This is a genomic window from Pseudomonadota bacterium (assembly GCA_027620075.1).
In the GTDB taxonomy this organism is placed as follows: Bacteria; Pseudomonadota; Alphaproteobacteria; order Rickettsiales; family UBA6187; genus 1-14-0-20-39-49.
The window spans coordinates 1-22,150 of the sequence record JAQCEY010000001.1 but is presented as its reverse complement, the minus strand read 5'-3'; the positions used below and the strand labels follow the sequence as shown (position 1 = coordinate 22,150).

Sequence of the window (22,150 nt, the reverse complement as noted above, 5' to 3'; positions counted from 1 at the left end):
TTTCATTTTGACATCACACACTCACTACTGTACATAGCGCTGTCCGCGCCTTTAATTATAGAGATTCGCCCCCCCCCTCCCTTTGTTTTGAAAGATGTTGAGAAACTCTTTCAAGGGAGGAGTTAAAATATTTTTCATCCTGCTCTATGCAGATATAATTACGCTGCGTGTTGATACAGGCAATAGCTGTGGTTCCGCTGCCTGAGCAGTTATCAAGAACAACATCACCAACATTTGTGTAGGTATTTATTAACCATTCAAACATTGCCACAGGTTTTTGTGTGGGATGCATGCCACCCTTATCATGGTTAAACTGTTGTATGCTAACAGGGTAACGCTTACCTTCATTAACTGTTTCAATTCTTTTAGCGTTACGATATATCCGGCTAACACTTCTTGATTTAGTTTTGTAAGCCTTACCCTCAGTAAACTGCGGGTTATATGTTGGTAGAGCTTTATAGAAAACTAATATATTCTCATGCTTTCTAAGAGGCATCTTCTTAGCATTGAGAAAGCCTGTGCTTCTGGTCTTTGACCATATAATCTCATATCTGAAGAACTTACGTGCGGCATTGACCAAGTCCGTTGCAAAAGGTTGCGTAGCAGTCAACACAACAGGAGCATTGTTTTTTGTAATTCTCCAATAATTATCCCATAATTCTTTAGGATTAATCACCTTATCCCATTCGCACGATGTAATGCCATAAGGCAGATCACATAGAACCATATCAATTGATTTATCTTCTATGCCGGGTAATATAGATAGACAATCACCATTGATAATGGTGTTATTTTTAATAGGTTCATTCATGTTGCTAATTCTAATGAATTATATCTAATGTCCTGATGGACTAAGAACCTTAATATTTAAGGCTATACTTTCTTTTTATTTCCAAAACCTCCGTCCTCACTCACAGTTTTTCTTGAGTGACAGCTATGGCAAAGTGTTTGCAGGTTGCTAAGTTCGTTTGTGCCTCCTTTAGAAAGCGGCAATATATGGTCGACATCAGTTCCTGCAGTTCCACAAACAACACATAGAGGATTTTGCTTTAAGAACCAAAGCCTAAGCTTTCTCCACTTTCTACCATATTGTTTATTATAACCTGCCGGACGTTCTTTATTAACCTTAGACTTTCTATTTCCTTCTATTTCTTTTGTATGCAGCTGACAGTATCGGTTATGCGTAAGTTCCGGACATCCCGACTTACAACATGGTTTCTTATGTTTATAAGGCATATTCTCATCGTCTTCTGCATAACTACTTGCTACACAGAAGTATTTCAATCGATTGATAACTTAAAAATGGTATAAAAAAAGCCCGCTTAGAAACAGGCTATAGATTCAGTAATTTGATTATGTTTACAACCATAGCTTTACTGGTGCCAGTAGTCAAGAGTTTTTTTATTTTAAGTTATTGATGATACCGTACTCTTTATTAAGATTATTAATTGTTTTTTGTATGTTTTGATATCTAGGCCCTAAAATAATTTTCAAATCATCTACATGAGCCTTTTTTAACCCCAAATCTTTTCTTATAATATTACGGAATGTCCCATTAATTGGTTGACGCAAAAGCCTAACCATAGTATATTGATATTACCACATAACAATAACTAAGGTTAGACCGATGAATATTATACAAGTTTCTAGACAATTTCCAACACAAGAATCTTGCATTAAACATTTAGAGGTTGCTAGATGGCGTGGCGTTCCGACTTGCCCTTATTGCAAATCAGAGAATACCAACCCATTAACTAAAGAAATGCGTCACCACTGCAATGGTTGTCGTAAATCTTTTTCTGTAACAGTTGGAACTATATTCCACGATACACGCTTACCTTTGCAGAAATGGTTTTTAGCAATATCACTTATATTAAATGCAAAGAAAGGTATATCAGCACGTCAATTAGCACGTGACTTAGAGGTAAACAAAGATACAGCGTGGTCAATGGACATGCGTATTCGTGAAGCAATGAAAGATGATGGTCAAATGTTAACTGGCATTATCGAAATGGACGAAACTTACGTTGGTGGCAAACCACGTAAAAGCAATAAGAAAGATGATGACGATTTAAACCCACCTTCAAAGCGTGGGCGTGGTACTAAGAAAACTCCTGTTGTCGGCATGGTTGAGCGTAAAGGTAATGTGAAAGCATCTAAAGCAGATAAAAATAGCCTTAAATCTAAAGATTTGAACGAACTTATAAGAAAAAACATCAATGCTAAAGGTTCTGTACTTCTTACAGACGAGTACAGAGGTTATAACAAAGCACATACAATCCTTAAGCACTATAGAATCAATCACCAATCAGGCTATGTTAACGGTCAGATTCATACTAATACAATAGAATCGTTCTGGGCTATCTTAAAGCGTGGTATAATTGGTCAATTCCATAAAGTATCTGCAAAGCATCTTGATAAATATCTAAATGAATTTTGCTATCGCTATAACAATAGAAAACAAGATGTTAACGCAGTGTTTAACGGTGTTCTTAACGGCATGTTGCGTGCTTAACGCATTTGTTGTTGACATGTTTGCATTGCGTTAGTAATATACCTTAAATTAATTTTTGAGGTCGTAATGAACCCTGTCTTAAATGATTTATACAAAGTAAGAAATCAAATAATTGAAGAGAAAAAGCTTCATGATGTAAGGCTTGAGCATATAAATGCACTCATTAACTCATATCAAAGCACTGTTAAAATAGAGAGCAAAAAAGAGTCTGATAATTCAAATGTTATGATGCACAAATTTGTAAAACCATATGAATTAAGAGATATAGCTGAAAACTTTATTGAACAAAACAAAGGTGCAAGCAAGAAAGAGTTGTTCGACTATTTTGATTCAATTGGTGTTACTTTAGATAATAAAGACCCTAAACGAGTTTTTGCAGCGCATTTATCGCATGATAAAAGATTCACATATAATGCAACTGATGATAAGTGGTTATTATCTAAGTGGGCAGATAACTCTGAAGCTATACAAGAAATTTCAGAGGGGGGAATTAAACAACTTTTCGGATAAAACCCCTCATTACTTGCGGTTTTGAGGGGTTTTAGTGCAGTGATACGGTGACACCTATGCACACCAGTAAAACACTACGAGTCGTAGATTCGTAGTGTAACAGTGTTTACTGGCTAAGTCAATCAAATTCACCGAAATGTAATAAATGAGGTGCGTTATGCACATCAAGGACGTATATGTTCATGCGTACATTCGTTATAGAATGAAACGCTTCGAGCATGTTTGTCAACATTTCAGAAGCCGTCCGTCTTAACGGATAGTTTGAAATAATGTAAGGGCAAGTTGTGTCGGCTACCGTACTCCTTGCCCTTTTAACGCTGCCCTGTCAAATACAGGATAGTGTATATTGTCAAACCTTCAACCAATTAATGGGACATTCCGAATCATTATTTAAACTAATGTCCAGCGCATACAATGAATTAATTGCATCAGATCTATTCCTTTCTATCATTGCTGCTCTTTGGGTGGAGTACGCCATTTTAGCGCTAACATATGGTGTTAAAATAGAACCAACTAAAACTCCTACTAAAGCCTATACAGGACTAGGTATTTTAAACTTCTTCTTTTTTTTATCACTCATCACCCAAACACCTTCTTATTCATCGCCTCAATCTGCTCCGCCGAATGTGATTCACTCAAATGTGCATATCTCTTTACCATATTTAAAGTCTTATGCCCCAGTAGCTCCGCAATAGCTGCAAGCGACGTTCCATTCATAGCCAAATAACTCGCAGCGGTATGCCGAAGGTCATGGAATCTAAAATCCTTTAACTTGGCTTGTTTAACGGCAGCTCTCCAATAAAGATCTATTTCTATTGGCTGTCCTTTGTTTCTAGACGCAAAAACCCACCCTTCTTTCGGCTGCTTCAAGCTGACGTACAGCCCCTTAAAATGTTCGGCTGCTCTGCCTCTAAGGTATAATGTCCTACGCTCATCGTTCTTTGTTTCCTGAACAACTATTTGCCGTCTCATGCAATCATAATCTTCCCATCTGAGGTTTAATATTTCACCCTTTCTAGCTCCGGTACTGATTGCTATTAAAACAATCAGATGCAGGTATTTACATGAGCTTTGCCGGCAAGCAATTAGCAACGCATCACGCTCGGATTCGTTCAAAAACCTCACACGTCCTCGTGGCTCTTTAAATTTTGTTGCTTTTTTCATCGGGTTCTCCGTTATCCAATCCCATTCTTTGTAAGCCTTTGTCATTACGTGACTAAGTGCAGCTAAATATCTATTTGCGGTCGCAGATGCAACTCTCCTTCTGAGCAAATCACGCTCCTTAGTAACAACTGCAGGAGTAATATTAATAAGCGTGTACGCCCCTATTCTGGCTCTCCACCATAATAACTGCCCTTTTTGTTGCGATATGTAGCGAGTTTTCTTTGATTTTATAGGCAATACGTCATTAATATAACGGTCAATCGCATCCGCCATAGTATATTTCTTCGCAGCAGAATTCTTGTCATATCTCCCCTCACGTATTTCAGTTTCTATCTTAGCCGCCCATGCGACGGCATCTCTTTTTTTGTCAAAAGTTGCTGACGCTACAGGATATCCCTTGATTCTAACCCTTGCCCGATAAACAGCCCTGCCGCTAACTAATATTTTCTTTTCAAAATCTGCCATAATTTAATCAAAATAAATTGTCCTTTATTTGTCCTTTTTGTTAAGTTTTATTATGAATATTCTATATCTTGCCTAACTTTCCCCTTGTTTTTCGGTATGTCATGTAATCTGATATTAAAAACTAATCCCTTTTATTGAAGCGGCTTATTAAATCACTAAGTTTTTCAATCTCTTCGTCACTTAGGTCACCTGATTCAAGAGCGGTATTAACCTCTTGATTGAGCTTTTGATACTCTGAATAAATCTGATTCATTTTTATGATATTATTTTTTGTATTTTGATAAGCCATATAACTCATGATAGTTTCCATTAATTAAATTTTTGGTTTAGATTTGTATCCTTTATGAATAGCAATAACGTCCAACGCTCGCCTCAACCTTTCATTTGCGTAATATTTAGGGGCCGGTATGTGTTCAATAGGCTTTTTTCCTTCGCATACCGCTACCAAAAGAGTACGTCCTTCAGGCTCAAGTAACGAGCCTAAATTACGATATGCTTCCGAGCAGTTTAATCTGAATTCGGTGATGTTATCACCGGCACCGCCGGACGTACTTTCATAACCGGCTGTCACCGACGAGCCGTACAACTTTACAACGCCGTTATACCACACAAAATAAAAGTCCTGCCCTGCCTCCCATTGAGGCCCGTCAATTATTTTTTTGTTGTAGCACCAATCAAAAACATTCTCGTCCCGCATTTTTGCTTTGCTCTTATTTCGGTTGAATTTTATGTCATTTTTTTTAAGACGATGTTCGGGTATCAAATCTTTTACCTTTACCCGTGTTACGTTAGCTCCCTGCTTTTTTTTAGACATTCGTCGTCCTCTGATTTTGCGGTTTGTTTTGCTGATAATAATCCTGAAGGTTATTCCACGTTACCTTGCCGTGAGTGGCCTCAAATCTCTGATAATCAAGTAAATCTGATTGTGTCACGAACATTTTATTTTTTATGCACCAGTTGATACTGCCCATTTTAGCAATTTGTTTTTCTAATGCTGTTAGTTCAGGCTGTTTTTTAGATTTTTTGTAAGATATCGGTTTGTTCTTTTCCAAAAACTCTTCAACGATCTTGTCAAAATACTTCAAAGAACTTGCGGTCTTGCCTCCATTGCGACGCATGGCTTCCCGTATAGCCGGAATGATGTGCTTGTCGATATCCGCACCTTTTACCTTCCACTCATCAACCCTAAGAGGATTTGCAGGTTCGTATCCCAAAACTTTGACAATTTTATTTAAGTCATCATCATCATTTTTTTCAACTTCTGAAAAATCATTTTTCGCATTATCATCATCAGAGTTAAGTGGAGAGTTAGTGTCCGTGTGGCGAACCACCTTTTGCACGTCAGACGGACTACCTTTTTCGTGACGTGGTTCGTCTGGCAAACTACCTTTTTCATTAAGGCGGTTCGTCTGGCGAACTACCTTTTTGTTATATTCCGGTGATGTTTGCTGTATATTTTCCGGATAAATAGCGATATATTCATTTTGTTTCCAACCCTGACCCGAAAAGCCGTGGATTTTCTTTTGTATAAAACCTAATGTTTCTGCTTCTTTTAGATATTTTATCAGGGTTGACCTTGCTAATCCGGTATCTTCAATCAGGCGTTCTATTGACGGATAACACCCCTGCCCTTTATCGTTCATATAAACGCTTAAGGTTAATAAAATATGCTTTGAGTACGACTTCAACTCGCTACTTTGTATAACGGCATCTCGCCAACTCCAAATCCTCATTTTCACCCCCTTACAAACGGTATTTCGTAGGTTTGTAAAATTTTTGCGATATCCTCAACTGAATTTGCATTTTCAACAAAATGCCCCTTTTTAATGAGCGATGAAAATTTTATATTATCGGATATCGAATCTATATTTACGGCTCGACTTCCGAATTTTATATGTAATACAAAATTCAAATGTGCCCTCAAATCAGGATTATACGTTATCAATATATGATAAAAATCAGGCTGATACGGTCTATTGTTCAATGTACCGACTATCTGCCAGAAAACCCGGTCATCAATCAGGCTGCTTTTAAGGAACTTTTTTAAATCCCTCTCGGTTCCCGGCTTATTTTTCTTTTGCAAGCATTTAATGTTGTCTAATGCTCGGTGTTTTTTTCTTTTAAAATCTATTAAAGACAAAACTTTATCCTCCTGATAATTTATTGGTCACGATTGATTGCCCTCCTTAATTGCAACTTCTGATATATGATATTTTGATTCATTTGCATTACTGACGATTGAAACTTCATCACCCAAACATGCTGCGGGTAATACGTCACAAAAGAAATCAGCACCTAAAACGGAGCAGATATAGAAATAATTATCCACCCTAGGAAGACTCATACCGCTCTTATAATCCCTAAGCTGTGCCTTGCTTACACCGATAATTGACGCAAATTTTTCTTCCGATAATTTCGAATTAATATGGGCAAAACTAATGCACCTGCTAAAGGCTTCCTTGGTAAACCTTTCTATAAGGTCTTTTGAATTGTTATAGGACACTTACCTACCTCCTATGCTAAAAATTAGCGTTATGAAAAATTTATTTAAAAAAAAACATGGTTTTTGCCCTTTTTCTTATCCAAACAGAATCAAGTTGTGCGTACATACAAACCAACTTGAAATCGTCACTATTTTGGGTAAGCCAACCTATTGCTTCTTTTTTTTGCTCAAACCTCTTAGCCTCTCGCTTGGAATCCCCCACCTTGGCTCGGGCATCAAGCACCGCCTGAAGAATAACCGCTTGCCACAATTCAACCATTCCGTCAGTGTCGACTACCATTCACACCTCTATCTACCTACATCAGGGGCGAATCTTGCAAAACGCCCCAACTCCCGTATTGTAAAAATTCACCACAAATTTAATCCAAAACAGGAGTATCTGGTTATGAACAGTTCCAATAATAAAATAAAAGCAGAATTGGCTGCTCAAGAATTTGTATTAACATCACTTATCCGTCACTTATCCATAACCGATAAAATTGATTTAGATTCCTATTCCAAGCATCTGATAAGTGCGATAAATCATCTAAAAGAATCTGAAAGCGCTCAATCTCAACAGATATGTATTGCTTTGAGAAGTACGTTAAGCACGCTAAAGGGTAATATAGGTCAAAAGGGTGAGTGGGTTGTAGAAGTTTTACAGGGAGGCAAGGTTGACTAATTCTATCATTAATATCCTTAATAATTTTATCCATTTGTTTGCCATCAAAAGATTTTGCTTTACTCATAAACTTCCCCTTCTTTTGTTGCCGAATCCTCCTTGAGTGGGGTGTTATCAGCGATATATTTACGAATTTTATTGATCGTTCCGGAACGGAGTTCTCTACCCTCTTTAAGACGCATGACAATTTTAGGGTCGTTGCAAGCTTGCCCCCCGAAAGCAGAGGGTGTCATTTTGCTTTCAGTCAAAAAGACGTGAATTTCTTTTAATAATATTTGTTCAATTTCTATAAATTTTTTCATAAACCCCACTATAGTAGGAATACTTTCCTAGTGTCAATAATTTTGTAGGAAATCTTTCCTAGCGACTTATAAATCTTTAGATGGTAAATAATTCCCATTATGAAAATACTTAGAAACCGACTAAAGAAAGTAATGCAAGAAAAAGGGGTTACAGGAATGAAAACCCTTTCTGATTCTGCAAATCTTGAATCTAGTACCGTAAGAAAGTTTCTTGACGGTAGTTCACGAAGCATAAAAGTCGAGACTCTTTATAAACTTAGTTTAGCTTTAAATGTTCAACCTGTAGAACTACTACCGCTTGAATGGCAAAAGCCAAGTGACATAGATACCATAATATTAGAATCTGCAATTACAGATATTTTAACAGCTGATCAACAAAATAAAACAAAAAGCACTCCCTCACAAATGGCAGGGGATATTGCGGATTTGTATAAAACTAAAATTAAAAAGAATCTTAAATCAATAAATAATGAGTCAATAAAATGAAGAAAATATTATGCATTATTGCTATTTTAATTAACACCTCATGTGCAAATATTCCGGGAATGACATTACCGGGGCAAGTTAAAGTTCATGAGTCAAGTTTTGACGGTTCAAAAGAAATTAAACTGGAGCCTGTATTTGTAGAAAAAGGTTGGTTTAAAATAGGCGGTTTTTGGAATTCAAAGAATCCTGATCAAGTTAATCTAGTTGGCGAAATAACTCAATCTATTGTACATATTGAATCTGATGGCGGATTGCAATTTAACATAGATGATAAAATAACTAAATTAAGCTCACCCGATATTAGTACTAACTTTGAAAGTGATTTAATCAATGGTGCCTCTTACAAACAATCAAAAAAGCATTTTGTAACGGATATTCAGTTGTTAAAAAGTCTTGTTGATGCCCATGACGTGAAAGTCAAATTAATTACAGCCGACGGCTATCGTGAAGGTGAAATAAATTCAAATTCTGCAATGAGATTAAAACCTGCACTGGTTAAATTTTTAAATACAATTCAAGAAGAACAAAATAAATAACATTCTTTATTTTTGTATAAAAAACTAATTAAATGTTTGATTAATTAGTCAATCATAATCACAAAATAAAAGGAATCAAAATATGACCGACGAAAAACAAGATAATGATAACCAAAACACAAAAGCCGAAAAACCACAAACAACTAATCAAATGATAGAAAAGCTTAACGAAGGGATAGCAAGTCAGGAAGAAATCGGCTCAAAAGGGGGAACAGGAGTCACGAAGGGAAATAGCTAACAATATAAATCCCAACCGCTACCACAAGGCTTATTTGCATTACGATTATTGCCAGATTAATATGCTTTCCTTTTTTGGCGTTTAGTTTTGCATTATGTTTTATCAGCTCTTGCTGTGTGTATAACTCCCAATGCAAAAAATGATTAAAATCTTTGTTCAAGCTAACAGGTAATAAAGTTTTATCCGGTTCATTTCCCGATGATAGATATATTTGTGGCTTTATTGAATGAGAAAGAATAAATACGGCAATTAAAAAGCCTAAAATCATTACAATAGAAGGGATAATAAACAAAGGCTGATCAGATTTTAAAACAAATGGAAACAACACAGAAATATAACCTATTGCACCTGTGATAATAAAAAAGGCTTTCTTATCTAACTCTCCGCAAGCCTCCAATCCTGTTTTTAAACAAATCTTTGCCTCTTCCAGTGCATATTCGGAATATTCTCTTGTAACTTTGGACCAGTCTAAATCTTTAAACGGTTTTTCTTCATCTAAATTCATATAAACCTCAATATATTTTATATATAAAACCATTATCACAAAATTTATATTTGTGCAAAAATATGTATAATTTTTTCGTCATTACGAACAAAGCTAAGCAATCCAACCAAGATCACTCGAAAGTTTAACGATTTATTAATCTTTTCTACTTATAAGCGAGCTTGGCAGCTAGCCTCTTAACCTTTTCAGGTAGTTACTTATGACAAGAAAGGGTCGATTAATGTCTAATATTCTTACCTTCCCCAAACCTGCCCAAATTATAGATTATGCAAACAACATTGTAATACACGATGTAAGAAAACGTCATAATCTAACCTACTGCCTCAAAACCAAGTCTTGCCTTTTTGCAAATAAAACAAATCCCTATTCTTGCAAATATTATTTTAAATGCGAAGGTAAAAAAAACACTTTAAAACTTTTTTTATAAAAACCTAATACGCTAATCTTAAGCATATCAAAGGCTTTCCCTCGCTTTTAAAAAAGTAGGAATACTTTCCTACTTTACTATTGACTAGGAATATTTTCCTATATATAATTATATTCATCAACACAAGATGGATATAAAAAATGGGTAATAAAAAAGAATTTGAAAGAATCTCAAAAAAAACCGATCAGGCACTTAGATCGCTTGAGATGAACATAGTTAATCGAATTTTCGAATCATGCGTACTATCCGAGCAAACTCAAAATGAATTAGTCCGCATAATGGAAAATAGGGATGCTTCCGCAATTGAAAATCGCAAAGCGGCAATATCCGTAATCCTAAGCACCGATAACATTAACAGCAATCATATCTAGGGAATGTAACGATGAAAGCACATCAAGAAATACAGATTCGCTATTTTTTATTAGCACTTTTTATGACCGCCATAATGGTTGCCTATCATTATAATGCGGCTGATATATGCACCGCCGATTTTTGTATTAAATAACGGATATAAACATGGAAATCGAACAGGAAGTAAAGCAAATAATTAAAGACCATTTGGTAATCACACCGCCGGTAATTGAGCTTCAATCAAGAATAATTGATGATCTGGGTGCCGACGAAATAGACCTTGTTGAAATAGTCATGATAGCGGAAGAAAAATTCAATATTAGTATATCAGATAGAGAAATGAACCGTCTGGTTACAATGCAGGATCTGGTCAATATAATTCAATCTAAAAAAGGGGATAATTAAAATGTCTAAAATTGACGAAATAACCGGAGAGGTTAAATCTGACGATAACGAATCAAATGATAGTGCCAGAAGTTTCACACTCTTTCTGGCAACTCTTGAAGACGGGGAATTAAATAGCGAGCTTTCGCAGGGCTTAAGACAACTGTCAAAAAAGATGAACGAGCATTGTATAAATTACGGCAGTAAGGCAAAAGGAAAAATCAAGATTGAAATTGATTTGATTCTTGAGAAAGGTTGCTTCGATATCCGTAGTAAGTTCAAGGTCACCGAGCCTGAAGCTCCAAGATTGCGTTCGATAGCGTGGGCTGACAAAAGCTACAATCTTTTGCCTAACAATCCTCGACAAAACGACATGTTTCGTGATGTAAACGTCCGTAAAATTAAAACTATTTAATAAATATTAAGTTCAACTTTTTAAATTAAAATAAGGAAAAAAACAATGTCCGAAAACAATCAATACGCAGACATATTAGAATCTGTAAAGCAGCTTTATAATCCGGAACTAAAAACAGTTACCCACGGTGACAAATCTGCTGAAGTTTTAATATTACCCGAAGGTAAAAAGGCTTGCGACATAAAACCGTTTTTAGACAAATATTTGACGGCTCCCGAAAGAAGAAAAGGCACGGCATTTGTAACACAGTTAAATAGCTTTATTGACCACGTGAATCGCTTCAAAGATGATGACAGCGTCATATTTGCGAATAACGAAATGAGCAACCCCAGCCTTACTGCGGTAATCGACTATCACAAATCAACCTATGAAGGCGAGCCTAGATTCGGTGAGCATAGAACACATTACCAATTCCCTTTATCGAAAGAGTGGAAAAGCTGGCTTGCTTTTGATGGAAAACAGCTTTCACAAGCCGATTTTGCGGCTTTTATTGAAGATAGAATAGGTGATGTACTACATACCTATGACGGTGACTTGGAATCTGATGAGAAATTAAAAGAACTTGCCGAATTATTGGGCGGAAAGTTTGCAGGTCCGTCTACATTAGTAGCTTTTAGTAAAAATCTCGAGGTAAATGAGAACTCAAAAGTTAGAAATTCAAATAATTTATCTTCCGGAGAAGGAGCTTTAATATACGAAACCGAGCATGTCGACAGCCAAGGTGCTCCGGTGAAAGTTCCCAACATGTTTTTGATAGGACTGCCGATATTTGTTGGCGGCGACATATACAGGGTTGCGGTAAGGCTTAGATACAGAATTCGCAGCGGCTCTATATCGTGGTTCTATAATTTATTTCGAATTGAAAATGTTTTTGAAGATGCCTTTGAAGGTGCCTGTGAAAAAGCCAAGCGAGAAACAGGGCTGCCGTTGTTTTTAGGTTGTCCCGAATAAATCTAAAAGGTCGGTATATTTAAATATATATCGATGAAAAATCGGGGTGTAGGGAAATGGTAGACCTTATAGCCGAAAAACATTGGTGACAGCACGGAGAGACGGCGTTTAAAATAATAACTATGGAGGCAAAAATGACCGCAGTAGCAATAGCAGCAATATTCGGCTTAGTATTCACATTCGGATCTGCCAAATGTGAGAAAGACGGATATAACGATATTAAAAAATGTACTGCTAAATATCAGCAATACAATAAGAAGTAAGTAACTTCTTATTATCGGGGGGCAAGTTTCGTATCCATCCTTGCTCCTCGACCAAACATAGGGAAGAAAATACAGGAGAAAAGACACGTGGAACGCAACAAAAAAGAACTACTATCTAAAGAAGAGGAACACATACTAAAACATTCCGTAGGACACGCTCATAAAAAAGGGCAAAGAGCTTATAGAAATCATTTTGTGACTGATGAAAATACGGTTGACTTCCCTCATTGTATTAACTTAGTGAAAAAAGGCTTTATGAAAAGAGGCAAAGCACTTGGTTCAACAGTTTTTTGGGTAACTGAAGAAGGTGCCAAAGTAATTGGTATGTCAAAAGTAAAATTAAAAAAAGCCATGAGGTAAATTAAAATGCAAAACAGCATCTGCCTTACAGAAAATGAAATACAACAGATAACCAACAGGAAGCGTAGGGATTGCCAGATTACGGCTTTATCACAAATGGGGGTGGATTTTAAACGTAGACCTGACGGAAGTATAGTTATTTTACGAAAGCATTTTAATAATGTAATGGGCGGTGATATAAAACAATCTAATAACCCTGATAAATTTCAGGCAAACTGGAATATGGTAAATGCCTAAGAGAAATAAAGAAAATAAAGGTCTGCCGAAAAGATGGCAATACAAACACAATGCCTATTACTACCGAGTTCCTGTCGGGCAAGAACATTTATGGGATTGGAAGACTATTTATAGGTTGGGGAAAACTCTGTCAGAGGCACACAGAGAGTATGCTAACAAAGTAGAAATAAAACATAATGCAAATACCATAGGTGATCTACTTGATGAATATGCCATTAAGATAATTCCGTTTAAAGCCCCAAAAACAAGAAAAGATAACTACGCTCAGCTTAAGAGGTTGAAGTTAGTTTTTGGAGAGGCTCACCTTATTGATATCAAGCCTATGCACATTTATCGTTATTATAATGAAAGAGCTGCTAAGGTAGCCGCAAAAAGAGAAATAGCATTACTATCACACGCATTCACAGTTGCAGTTGAATGGGGATATCTTAGCCGTCACCCTTTTAAAGGGCAAGTTACTCTTAAAAACAATGCACCAAGAGACAGATATATTGAGGATTGGGAAATAGAACAATGCTCAAAATTAACACAAAGAGCTCAAAGAGGGGGTGTTTTGATGATACAGGCATATATCAACTTAAAACTACTTACCGGTCTTAGAAAAACGGATCTATTGAAAATAGAGTTATCCGATATTACAAATGACGGTCTATATGTCCAAACTAGCAAAACTTCTAAAAAGGCGTTATATTTATGGACCGATGATTTTCGAGCAGCAATAAAAACTGCAAAAACAGTGCGTCCGGTTGATATCTCAAAATATTTATTCTGTACTAAATATGGAAAAAGCTACCTAAATGAAGATGGCACTACCAGTGGTTTTGATAGTATGTGGCAAAGATTTATGAAAAGATTGATAGTAGAAACCGATGTAAATGAAACTTTCACAGAGCACGATCTAAGAGCAAAAGCTGCAAGTGATCTGGAAACTGATGAACGAGCTCAAGAGCTACTCGGCCACTCAAATGTGCTTTTAACTAAAAAAGTTTATCGTAGGAAACTTGTTACAATAATGCCTACGAGATAATTAATTTTATGGGACAACAACAATTTTATGGGACAAGGAGTTTTTAAAATTAGCTGTAAGTTATTGAAAAATGGTGCCGCTTGTCGGACTTGAACTGACAACCTACTGATTACAAATCAGTTGCTCTACCAATTGAGCTAAAGCGGCACTGTGCAAGAAGTACACATTTGCTGTGTGAGTAAGTTTTATACAGGCAAATTTTAAAATATCAATATTAAAAATACATATTTTTAATTTATCTTTTAATCTAATAAACATCATAATATAAAGGTAATTAAAAGTAGTACAACCAAACGGTATTTTAAATTGAAACAAGAATATTCCAAGATTGAGCCGCTATATCGTAAAGGCTCGAATTTACTCACAAATATGATGTATGACATTAGTCATCAGGGCTTTGAAAAAATACCGGAAAGAGGACCTATATTAATTATTTCAAACCATGTTTCATACGTTGACGGCGTGGTTTTGCAGTCGGCTTTAAAACGCCCTGTAAGATTTGTTATAGATCAGTTTATATATGAAATGCCTATAATTAATTACTTTATGACCGTTAACAAAGCAATACCTATCCTTGCAAAAAAAGATAGTGTCGAAGAAGCCCTTAATAAAATATCGGAAGGGCTGGAAGCAGGCGATGCAATATGTATATTCCCTGAAGGGCAATTAACATATACGGGTAATTTAGGGCGTTTTAAACCCGGTATAGAATGGATAATCGAGCGTGACCCCGTACCTATATACCCCGTAGCTATAAAAGGTTTGTGGAATAGTATGTTCAGCAGAAAATACAGGCATTCCAACTTTAGATGGCTTCCAAAAGGAATCCGAGGGAAGGTAAAATTAAAATGCGGAGATGTTATACATCCCGGTAATGTAAGGGTTGATCACCTGCAAAGGGTTATACTGAATTTGAAAAATGAAATTGATTTGAATAATTAATTTATATTTTCGATAAATTCGTATGTAACTGTCGATATCTCATTAAAATTAAAATTTGTATGACCTATATTTTCATAGAACCTTGCTTCTTTAGGCTCGTTGGCAGCTTCCAGCATTTTTCTACCGTGTGCAATCGGCATAATATTATCTAAATAGCCGTGAAATATAAGCACCGGAGCTTTTACCGAGTCAATTTTATCAATTGATAAGTATTTATCCCTCAATAAAAGACGTGCCGGAATATACGGATACAACTCGGCAGCTCTGTTAGATACAGATGTGAACGGTGCTTCTAATATGAGGGCTTTTACAGGATATTCGGTTGCCATTTGCACAGCAGCACCCGTTCCCAATGATTCACCGTACAGAAATATATCTTCGGCTTTATAGCCCTTGTTTATCAGATAATCAATTGCCGCCCTTGCATCACTATATAGCCCCTGCTCTGTCGGGCTACCGCTACTCCCCCCGTATCCTCTCCAGCTAACGGCTAATTGACCGTAGCCGCCGGTATTGTTAAGGAACGCTTTCAGCTTCTCCGCCCTATCACCCAAATTTCCGGCATTTCCATGGTAATAAACCATGATAGGCTTATTTTTCTTGGGAGGTGTAAACCATGCTATTGTTGCATTGTCATCTTCTGTTTTGAGTGTTATTATTTCGGTGTTATAAACGTCCATGCCGTAATTTTTAGGGTACGCCATTTGTTTTACGGGGTGATATAGCAATGAGCGTTGGAAAAAGAACATTCCCGCCATCAATATTGCGTATCCGATTGCCAGACCTATCGAAACTTGTATAAGTGTATCCATAATATACGATTTTACCTTATTAAAGTTACTCATTCGTTAAACCTTGTTATGAAAATTATATGTTATTTAAGTTTATAAGTAGCTAAAAAGCAATTTTTTAAATTATTTATTACAGATTTCATCTTGCAATATCATATAAATTCGGTATATTTACGTGCTTTAATCAATATATTAGGGAAACAATATGGCAAGAGTTACGGTTGAAGATTGTGCAGAGGTCGTTCATAGTCGTTTTGAATTGGTTGCATTGGCAGCACAAAGGGCTAAGGCTATATCGTCAGGTGCGGAGATTACCGTTTCAAGGAACAACGATAAAAATCCGGTTGTAGCCCTAAGGGAAATAGCTAACGAGTCTGTTAATATTGATGCTTTAAGAGAAGAATTGATAAAAGGCTCTCAGGAAAAAGTTAATGTTGACCAATATGGTGTTGAAGAAGTTTCTATCGATAATGAAAGTGGCGGTTTTGTTTCAGAGGCTACCGAAGAATTAGCGGCAATGCAACCTCAAAAAGGAGCTGCGGCTCAGTCTGAAGACAATATATATGGTGGTGACGATATAGATTTTGAAGACTAGGAAGTTAAGTAGAATATTAATTTAAAAAGGGAAGCTCTCAGCTTCCTTTTTTTATGATTTTACAAGAGCTTTTTCAGCTTCTTTTATATTTTCAGGCGTTCCTACATGCAGCCACTTTGCGTCATGAGCCAGACCGAAAACCCTTGATAGGCTACCGTCATTATGGTGGTATTTTTGATGCAGAAAATCACGGTAAACCGAGAACGGCTTTTCTTCCACATCCTTGAATATATCCGGCTTTATAAGCATAACACCGGTAAACACATAATCACATTTATCATTTTCGGGTTTTATCAAATGTCCGTCATCGGCAAGGTTGAAGTCCCCTTGCCCATCATATCCCACTGCTTTTTTCGTATCCTGAAGTAACATTAGTGCGTCCATTATTTCAGGATTCCATTTGTCTGCCATTCTTTTAAACAGGTGCGTTTGCCCGCTTGTTATAATCACATCGCTATTGATTGTAAAAAAAGGTTTATCGCCTAATCTAAGCAATGCTTTTACAATGCCACCACCGGTTTCAAGGATAACCTCTTCATGCGATATAAGGACATTGGGCAATTTATCCCTGCTATTCAAATGCTCTTCTATTTGTTCGGCAAGATAATGGGTGTTTACTACGGCTTTTTGGATTCCTGCTTCCGCAACATTATCAAGAGCGTAATCTAACAGGCATTTACCGTTCACCTTAACCAAAGACTTTGGAATCTTATTTGTAATAGGCTTCATTCTCTTACCGAAACCGGCAGCAAATATCATTGCAGTATCGGGGAAAAAAGAGCTATCAGCCAACTACAGCCTCCTTGCGGCTTATAATAAAGGCACTCGGCTTTCTGATATCAGCCGGAAGAACACTCTCAAACCATTTATTAAGAGGCTCAAGCACAGGGTGTTTTATCCCTTTTTCAAGATGTTTCCACACTCTGGGCAGATAATTTAAGTATCTGGGCTTATTATCCCTAACGGCAAGCCTTGCAAATATACCTACGATTTTACAATTTCTTTGTGCGGCAAGTATCGAATAAACAGATTCAAACGTATGTTTATCAATTGATTTTCTGTTTGTTAAATAATGGTTTGTGCAATGCTCTACGGTTTGCTCCGAAACATCACGCCTTGCATCTTCCAAAAGCGAAACGATATCATATACAGGAGAACCTATAACCGCATCTTGGAAGTCAAGCAGCCCCACATTATTTACACCGAGCCTTTCAGGCAGCCACATTAAATTGTCGGCATGATAATCACGTAAAACCACCACATCATCACTCACCTTGGTAAAGCTCAACAATTTATCCCAAATGGCGATATATTCTTCAACAACGGTATTTGTATTTTCTTCAGGATTGGTATGCGGAAGATACCAGTCCGGTAGCAGCATGACCTCTTTCATTAATAATTCGCCGTCATAATCAGGGGTTTTATGAGGTAATGTAGACCTATCCAACTGGATAAGAACATCAATCGCTGCCTGATATAGTTCAAGCTCGTTATATTCCGATGATATATCAGACTTACCCGACAGAACATTGGTAAAGCTATCATTTCCGAAATCTTCAAGCAGCATAAGTCCATTTTTTTCATCAAAATCGAATATTTCAGGGGCACTTAGCCCTCTCCTTCTCAGATAATTATCTATGTTTACAAATGAGGATATATTTTCTTTTTCAGGGGGAGCGTCCATCAGCATTATGGTTTTATTGCCGTCTACCAACCTTTCGTAACTGCGGAAAGAAGCGTCACTTGAAAGTTTTATTCTTTTAGCATTATTAAGTTTATGTTTTTCTATATAATCAGATATTAATCTTTCTCTATTCTTCATTACTAAAAAACCGTTATATTATATAATGTTATGCATTTTTTCTCGCCAGTTGCCAAAACCTTCCACCGTCACCGAACGCCTACCGTTTGTTTCAACAAGGTTCAGTAATAACCTATTTTCAGGAACTATGCTACTTATAATTTGAGACCATTCTATAAGGCATACGCCCTCATCAAATGCATCATAAATGCCGATTTCCTCTACTTCGTTTATATCTTCTATGCGATAAAGGTCAAAGTGCCATATAGTAAAGTTTTTCGTATTATATGGGTGGACTATATTGAATGTCGGGCTAAGTATGTCTTCTTCATTTTCAAGCAGGCTATTGATAAAATAGCGTGCAAAAGTGGTTTTGCCTGTGCCTAGGTCGCCGTTTAACTCGATAACGTCGCCTGTTTGGACGTGGTTTGCAATTTTTTCTGCCAATGCCTTTGTTTGTTCAAGGCTGTCTATTTCAATTTGCATGTATCAGTAGTTTTTTATTGTTCCTTTTTAATGTGAAGGTAACTTTTGTTCCCTCACCTTCTTTAGATTCTATTTTTATCTTACCGCCATGTAATTCTACAATGCTTTTTGCTACTGAAAGTCCAAGCCCTGTGCCTGAGTTCTTGGACTTTAAGCTATTGTCGCTAGTAAAGAACCTATCGAATACTTTATTCTTTATTTTTTTACTTATTCCGATTCCATTATCCGCAACTGAGAATACCAGCCCCTCTTTTGCTCCTCTTTCTGCCGATATTATTATTTCACCACCTTTATCGGTGAACTTGATAGAATTACTCAGTAAGTTAAATACAACCTGTTTTAAGCGTTTTTCATCACCTAACAGCTTCCCGATATTTTTAGGGCATTTTACAGAAAGAGAAATGCCCTCTTTTTTGCATTTTAAGGAAACGATTTTAGAAATGGAATTTAACATTGAACATATATCGAATTCCTTCACATCAAGAGTCATATATCCCGCTTCCATTGAGGCGAGGTCTAATACGTCATTAATCAACGTCATTAATTCACTTGACGAATTGATGATTGATTTTACATAGTCTTTTTGTTTTAGGTTCAGTTTACCCAGATATTCTTCCTCCAGCATTTCCGAAAAGCCCATAATAGATGTAAGCGGAGTTCTTAACTGGTAAGACACACTTGCCAAAAATTCGGTTTTTAATTTGTCCACTTCCTCTAGTGCCGCATTTCTTTCTTTTAAATTCCTTTGTGCCTGAAAAGTTGACGTTATATCCTGATATGACAACAGATAGTTCCCGTCAGGAAGAGATACTATCGTTTTATCAATCACCTTACCGTCGGTTCTTTCGATACGTTTTTTAATAGGTGTTTTAGTAGTAGGTCTTTCCATTACTTCTTTTTTATAGCCCTCCCAATCATCTCCGTAATTGAATAGAGGCTTGGAAACTTCTATAAGGTCATAGTTCTTCGGCTTTTTATCAAGCATTGAAGCTTCGTAGGGCCACATTTCTTCATATTTGGGGTTATAAAGCTTTAATGTACCGTCACGACCAAACACGGCTATACCCTCGCTCAAATTATCCAGAGTTTCTTTTTGCACCTCAATAAGCGTATTGTATGAGCGTTCCATAGCAAAGCGGTCAGTCATATCCTCATATGCGAATAAAAGCCCTCCAAGAGCGTGCGGTATAACAATGACACGCAAGGCCTTTCCGTCAGGCAAGTAGAAAAACTCATCACGTGTACTTATCAAATCCTGAAATAATTTTAGTTGCTCGGTTCTGAACTTGGCAAAATCAGCCTGCTCCGGCAGCATTCTTTTTTCACGCAGTTTTTCCATTATCTCGGCATATGTCGGGTGGGTATTAAGCCACTTTTCCTCGAAATTCCATAATTTTACAAAAGCATTGTTAAAAAACTTCAATTTCATATTTGCACCATAGATTGCCATGGCACTTGATGAGCTTTCAAGCAGGTCGGAGTGTGCCGATATATGCCGTGATAGTTCTTGTTCCACCTCTTCTTGTTTGGTTATATCTACGGCATAACCTATTATAGCTTCACAATGTTCCGTTTCCTGTTCGATTATTTCAAAAAACCTTCGTTCCCCGCCGACTATCATATGTTTTTTCATCCGAAGAGTGCGGTGTTTTTTTACAGCCATTTTGGAAAGTTCCTGAAGATTATCGTCAAGTTCAGGTATCTCGTTTATTCTAAGCGTGTCTTCAAGGCTATCATTTGCTATTTTACTGTATGAAAGGTTACAATGCTTGATATCGAATTTTTTATCTCTCCACCATATCGGTAATGGAATAGTATTGAATATATTAATATAATCCTTGGATTCTTTTATCAATCTTGAGTTTTCGTGGTTTAGGCGTTTTATTTCATTGCAGTATTCCGAAATGTTATAAAACCAGATTACTATGCCCGCAATTTCGTTCGATTCGTTTTCTATAGCATTTCCGTAGCAGTGTATTATCTTAACGTCATTTTCCGTGTTAAAGTTGAAATCGGCGGCAAATGTACTTTGTTCGAAACTTAATAGTTTTTTTCGTATTTCTATTAATTTATCCTTATCACTACCGAAAAAATCCGCTAATTGTTCGAAATTCTGAATCTCACTTTTATAATTAAAGATAGTAAATAGATTTAGGGAAAAGAATTCGATTTTATCAATATTGTCAAAGTAGTAATATCCGCCTAGTGATGCACTTTCAATTATATTATTCTTTTCTATGGTTGATTTTAGCCTTAACGACCTTTTAAATTCCACCCTCCATATCAAAAAGAACAGAACACTCGTCGTTGTGAGCAAAGTAACAATGACAATTCTGTATATTTCCATCATAAAAGGTAATAAAATATTATATTTACTTGATTTAAGAACTAGCATACTTATTTTCTACAAACAATCTTTAAAACAAATTGACAATTGATTATATAAATATAAAGAATAGGGACAATTAACCATAAATCAGGATTACAAAATGAAATATTTAATAATTATATTTGCCGGATTATCTTTGTTGTTACAGGGATGTACGCAAAACGCTTATACGGGACAGTCACAGGCAAGTAAAACTTCAATAGGAGCAGGCATCGGAGCCGGAGTAGGCGTTCTTGCTGGCGTTCTTAGTGCCGATAACGCCAAAGACAGGCGTAAGAATGCATTGATAGGTGCTGGTATAGGAGCCGCTGCCGGAGGCGGTGCGGGGTATTTTATGGACAGGCAGGAAGCTGAGTTGCGTCAAACCCTTCAAAATACAGGCGTTAGCGTAACAAGAAACGGTAAAAACATTACCCTTAACATGCCGGGAAATATCACATTTGATACTAACCAAAGTAATATAAAACCGGAATTTTACGGCACTTTAAATTCTATAGCTATCGTCTTGAAAAAATTCAACCAAACAGGTGTAAGGGTTGACGGTCACACCGACAGTACCGGCTCTGATTCACATAACCTGAAACTTTCTCAGGATAGGGCTTCATCTGTAGCTCAGTATCTTGCAAGTCAGGGTATCGGTTATAACAGATTGTCATCACAGGGCTTTGGTGAGTCTTCTCCTATTGCTGCAAATAATAGTGACGCCGGAAGGTCTGCCAATAGAAGAGTTGAAATTCAACTATTCCCTCTATAAAAATCCCACTTAATATACCCTCTCCCTTTGGGAGAGGGCTTTTAGTCTCATTATTCCCTCCACTCCCTCCCTCCCTCCCTCCCTCCCTCCCT

General features: G+C 36.7%; 33 protein-coding genes, 1 tRNA gene and 1 pseudogene. 18 read left to right on the top strand and 17 right to left on the bottom strand.

What is annotated here, in order from left to right; all coding sequences use genetic code 11:
• Positions 1-55 precede the first annotated feature (55 nt).
• Together O2942_00175 and O2942_00170 are read right to left on the bottom strand one after the other, a co-directional pair.
• Entirely contained in the window at positions 56-811 is a 756-nt protein-coding gene (locus O2942_00175; protein MDA0780662.1) for a site-specific DNA-methyltransferase, read from the bottom strand.
• Between the two features lie 62 nt (positions 812-873).
• Positions 874-1,236, bottom strand: a complete 363-nt coding sequence (locus O2942_00170) for an HNH endonuclease signature motif containing protein (GenBank protein ID MDA0780661.1) — start codon at positions 1,234-1,236, stop codon at positions 874-876.
• A 391-nt stretch (positions 1,237-1,627) separates the two neighbouring features.
• Here O2942_00170 and O2942_00165 point away from each other — a divergent pair, with 391 nt between their 5' ends.
• Together O2942_00165 and O2942_00160 are read left to right on the top strand one after the other, a co-directional pair.
• Entirely contained in the window at positions 1,628-2,515 is an 888-nt protein-coding gene (locus O2942_00165; GenBank protein ID MDA0780660.1) for an IS1595 family transposase, read from the top strand.
• A 66-nt stretch (positions 2,516-2,581) separates the two neighbouring features.
• Positions 2,582-3,025 carry a hypothetical protein gene (locus O2942_00160; GenBank protein ID MDA0780659.1) on the top strand — a complete coding sequence of 148 codons (444 nt, stop codon included), beginning with the start codon at positions 2,582-2,584 and terminating at the stop codon, positions 3,023-3,025.
• 579 nt (positions 3,026-3,604) lie between these two features.
• On the opposite strand, the gene O2942_00155 is transcribed toward O2942_00160, so the two are convergent.
• From O2942_00155 to O2942_00125, 7 genes are all read right to left on the bottom strand, one after another.
• Complete coding sequence (locus O2942_00155) at positions 3,605-4,654, bottom strand: site-specific integrase (GenBank protein ID MDA0780658.1); 1,050 nt, start codon at positions 4,652-4,654, stop codon at positions 3,605-3,607.
• Between the two features lie 121 nt (positions 4,655-4,775).
• Positions 4,776-4,952 (bottom strand): hypothetical protein, encoded by a 177-nt coding sequence (locus tag O2942_00150; protein MDA0780657.1) that lies wholly within the window; start codon positions 4,950-4,952, stop codon positions 4,776-4,778.
• Positions 4,953-4,967: 15 nt separating this feature from the next.
• A complete protein-coding gene (locus tag O2942_00145; GenBank protein ID MDA0780656.1) occupies positions 4,968-5,468 on the bottom strand; it encodes a hypothetical protein in 501 nt (166 codons plus the stop codon).
• On the bottom strand, positions 5,461-6,387 hold the full coding sequence (locus O2942_00140) for a helix-turn-helix domain-containing protein (GenBank protein ID MDA0780655.1): 927 nt from the start codon (positions 6,385-6,387) through the stop codon (positions 5,461-5,463). Before O2942_00140 ends, O2942_00145 begins: the two co-directional genes overlap by 8 nt.
• Positions 6,388-6,389: 2 nt before the next feature.
• On the bottom strand, positions 6,390-6,794 hold the full coding sequence (locus tag O2942_00135; GenBank protein ID MDA0780654.1) for a hypothetical protein: 405 nt from the start codon (positions 6,792-6,794) through the stop codon (positions 6,390-6,392).
• 27 nt (positions 6,795-6,821) lie between these two features.
• Positions 6,822-7,157, bottom strand: a complete 336-nt coding sequence (locus O2942_00130) for a helix-turn-helix transcriptional regulator (protein ID MDA0780653.1) — start codon at positions 7,155-7,157, stop codon at positions 6,822-6,824.
• A 40-nt stretch (positions 7,158-7,197) separates the two neighbouring features.
• Entirely contained in the window at positions 7,198-7,437 is a 240-nt protein-coding gene (locus O2942_00125; protein ID MDA0780652.1) for a hypothetical protein, read from the bottom strand.
• Between the two features lie 105 nt (positions 7,438-7,542).
• Between O2942_00125 and O2942_00120 the strand changes: the two genes are divergently transcribed.
• A complete protein-coding gene (locus O2942_00120; protein MDA0780651.1) occupies positions 7,543-7,818 on the top strand; it encodes a hypothetical protein in 276 nt (91 codons plus the stop codon).
• 59 nt (positions 7,819-7,877) lie between these two features.
• Here O2942_00120 and O2942_00115 read toward each other — a convergent pair whose 3' ends face one another.
• Positions 7,878-8,120 (bottom strand): hypothetical protein, encoded by a 243-nt coding sequence (locus O2942_00115; GenBank protein ID MDA0780650.1) that lies wholly within the window; start codon positions 8,118-8,120, stop codon positions 7,878-7,880.
• A 99-nt stretch (positions 8,121-8,219) separates the two neighbouring features.
• Here O2942_00115 and O2942_00110 point away from each other — a divergent pair, with 99 nt between their 5' ends.
• The 3 genes from O2942_00110 to O2942_00100 all read left to right on the top strand — a co-directional run bounded on the left by O2942_00110 (position 8,220) and on the right by O2942_00100 (position 9,380).
• Positions 8,220-8,606 carry a helix-turn-helix transcriptional regulator gene (locus tag O2942_00110; GenBank protein ID MDA0780649.1) on the top strand — a complete coding sequence of 129 codons (387 nt, stop codon included), beginning with the start codon at positions 8,220-8,222 and terminating at the stop codon, positions 8,604-8,606.
• A complete protein-coding gene (locus O2942_00105; protein ID MDA0780648.1) occupies positions 8,603-9,142 on the top strand; it encodes a hypothetical protein in 540 nt (179 codons plus the stop codon). The genes O2942_00110 and O2942_00105 overlap by 4 nt, the downstream gene beginning before the upstream one ends.
• 82 nt (positions 9,143-9,224) lie before the next feature.
• Positions 9,225-9,380, top strand: a complete 156-nt coding sequence (locus O2942_00100) for a hypothetical protein (protein MDA0780647.1) — start codon at positions 9,225-9,227, stop codon at positions 9,378-9,380.
• Here the strand turns inward: O2942_00100 and O2942_00095 are convergent.
• Positions 9,361-9,885 carry a hypothetical protein gene (locus O2942_00095; protein ID MDA0780646.1) on the bottom strand — a complete coding sequence of 175 codons (525 nt, stop codon included), beginning with the start codon at positions 9,883-9,885 and terminating at the stop codon, positions 9,361-9,363. The two genes, O2942_00100 and O2942_00095, sit on opposite strands and share 20 nt — an antisense overlap.
• A 567-nt stretch (positions 9,886-10,452) precedes the next feature.
• On the opposite strand from O2942_00095, the gene O2942_00090 reads away from it, so the two are divergent.
• The 9 genes from O2942_00090 (at position 10,453) to O2942_00050 (ending at position 14,300) form a co-directional block, all read left to right on the top strand.
• Positions 10,453-10,683, top strand: coding sequence for a hypothetical protein (locus O2942_00090; GenBank protein ID MDA0780645.1), 231 nt, complete (start codon positions 10,453-10,455; stop codon positions 10,681-10,683).
• A gap of 11 nt (positions 10,684-10,694) precedes the next feature.
• On the top strand, positions 10,695-10,817 hold the full coding sequence (locus O2942_00085) for a hypothetical protein (GenBank protein MDA0780644.1): 123 nt from the start codon (positions 10,695-10,697) through the stop codon (positions 10,815-10,817).
• A gap of 11 nt (positions 10,818-10,828) precedes the next feature.
• Positions 10,829-11,068, top strand: coding sequence for an acyl carrier protein (locus O2942_00080; GenBank protein ID MDA0780643.1), 240 nt, complete (start codon positions 10,829-10,831; stop codon positions 11,066-11,068).
• A gap of 1 nt (position 11,069) precedes the next feature.
• A complete protein-coding gene (locus O2942_00075; protein ID MDA0780642.1) occupies positions 11,070-11,462 on the top strand; it encodes a hypothetical protein in 393 nt (130 codons plus the stop codon).
• A 45-nt stretch (positions 11,463-11,507) separates the two neighbouring features.
• The gene (locus O2942_00070) at positions 11,508-12,413 is read left to right on the top strand and encodes a DUF2303 family protein (protein ID MDA0780641.1); all 906 of its coding nucleotides are present in this window, start codon (positions 11,508-11,510) and stop codon (positions 12,411-12,413) included.
• Positions 12,414-12,547: 134 nt separating this feature from the next.
• On the top strand, positions 12,548-12,676 hold the full coding sequence (locus O2942_00065) for a hypothetical protein (protein ID MDA0780640.1): 129 nt from the start codon (positions 12,548-12,550) through the stop codon (positions 12,674-12,676).
• A gap of 87 nt (positions 12,677-12,763) precedes the next feature.
• A complete protein-coding gene (locus O2942_00060; protein ID MDA0780639.1) occupies positions 12,764-13,036 on the top strand; it encodes a hypothetical protein in 273 nt (90 codons plus the stop codon).
• A 6-nt stretch (positions 13,037-13,042) separates the two neighbouring features.
• A complete protein-coding gene (locus tag O2942_00055; protein ID MDA0780638.1) occupies positions 13,043-13,273 on the top strand; it encodes a DUF4224 domain-containing protein in 231 nt (76 codons plus the stop codon).
• Positions 13,266-14,300, top strand: coding sequence for a tyrosine-type recombinase/integrase (locus O2942_00050; protein ID MDA0780637.1), 1,035 nt, complete (start codon positions 13,266-13,268; stop codon positions 14,298-14,300). The genes O2942_00055 and O2942_00050 overlap by 8 nt, the downstream gene beginning before the upstream one ends.
• Before the next feature lie 71 nt (positions 14,301-14,371).
• Here the strand turns inward: O2942_00050 and O2942_00045 are convergent.
• A tRNA-Thr gene (locus tag O2942_00045) sits at positions 14,372-14,447 on the bottom strand.
• A gap of 159 nt (positions 14,448-14,606) precedes the next feature.
• On the opposite strand from O2942_00045, the gene O2942_00040 reads away from it, so the two are divergent.
• Positions 14,607-15,242 (top strand): 1-acyl-sn-glycerol-3-phosphate acyltransferase, encoded by a 636-nt coding sequence (locus O2942_00040; protein MDA0780636.1) that lies wholly within the window; start codon positions 14,607-14,609, stop codon positions 15,240-15,242.
• Here the strand turns inward: O2942_00040 and O2942_00035 are convergent.
• Positions 15,239-16,054, bottom strand: coding sequence for an alpha/beta hydrolase (locus O2942_00035; GenBank protein ID MDA0780635.1), 816 nt, complete (start codon positions 16,052-16,054; stop codon positions 15,239-15,241). The genes O2942_00040 and O2942_00035 overlap by 4 nt on opposite strands.
• Positions 16,055-16,238: 184 nt before the next feature.
• Here O2942_00035 and rpoZ point away from each other — a divergent pair.
• A pseudogene (gene rpoZ / locus O2942_00030) lies at positions 16,239-16,475 on the top strand (DNA-directed RNA polymerase subunit omega).
• Between the two features lie 204 nt (positions 16,476-16,679).
• On the opposite strand, the gene O2942_00025 reads toward rpoZ, so the two are convergent.
• From O2942_00025 to O2942_00010, 4 genes are read right to left on the bottom strand one after another with little or no spacing between them, the layout of a single operon-like run.
• Positions 16,680-17,420: a nucleotidyltransferase family protein gene (locus O2942_00025; GenBank protein ID MDA0780634.1), complete on the bottom strand. Its 741-nt coding sequence runs from the start codon at positions 17,418-17,420 to the stop codon at positions 16,680-16,682.
• A complete protein-coding gene (locus tag O2942_00020) occupies positions 17,413-18,450 on the bottom strand; it encodes a phosphotransferase (GenBank protein MDA0780633.1) in 1,038 nt (345 codons plus the stop codon). The genes O2942_00025 and O2942_00020 overlap by 8 nt, the downstream gene beginning before the upstream one ends.
• An 18-nt stretch (positions 18,451-18,468) precedes the next feature.
• The gene (gene tsaE / locus O2942_00015) at positions 18,469-18,915 is read right to left on the bottom strand and encodes a tRNA (adenosine(37)-N6)-threonylcarbamoyltransferase complex ATPase subunit type 1 TsaE (protein MDA0780632.1); all 447 of its coding nucleotides are present in this window, start codon (positions 18,913-18,915) and stop codon (positions 18,469-18,471) included.
• Entirely contained in the window at positions 18,905-21,310 is a 2,406-nt protein-coding gene (locus O2942_00010) for an ATP-binding protein (GenBank protein MDA0780631.1), read from the bottom strand. Before O2942_00010 ends, tsaE begins: the two co-directional genes overlap by 11 nt.
• 94 nt (positions 21,311-21,404) lie before the next feature.
• Between O2942_00010 and O2942_00005 the strand changes: the two genes are divergently transcribed.
• Entirely contained in the window at positions 21,405-22,058 is a 654-nt protein-coding gene (locus O2942_00005) for an OmpA family protein (protein ID MDA0780630.1), read from the top strand.
• Positions 22,059-22,150: the final 92 nt, after the last annotated feature.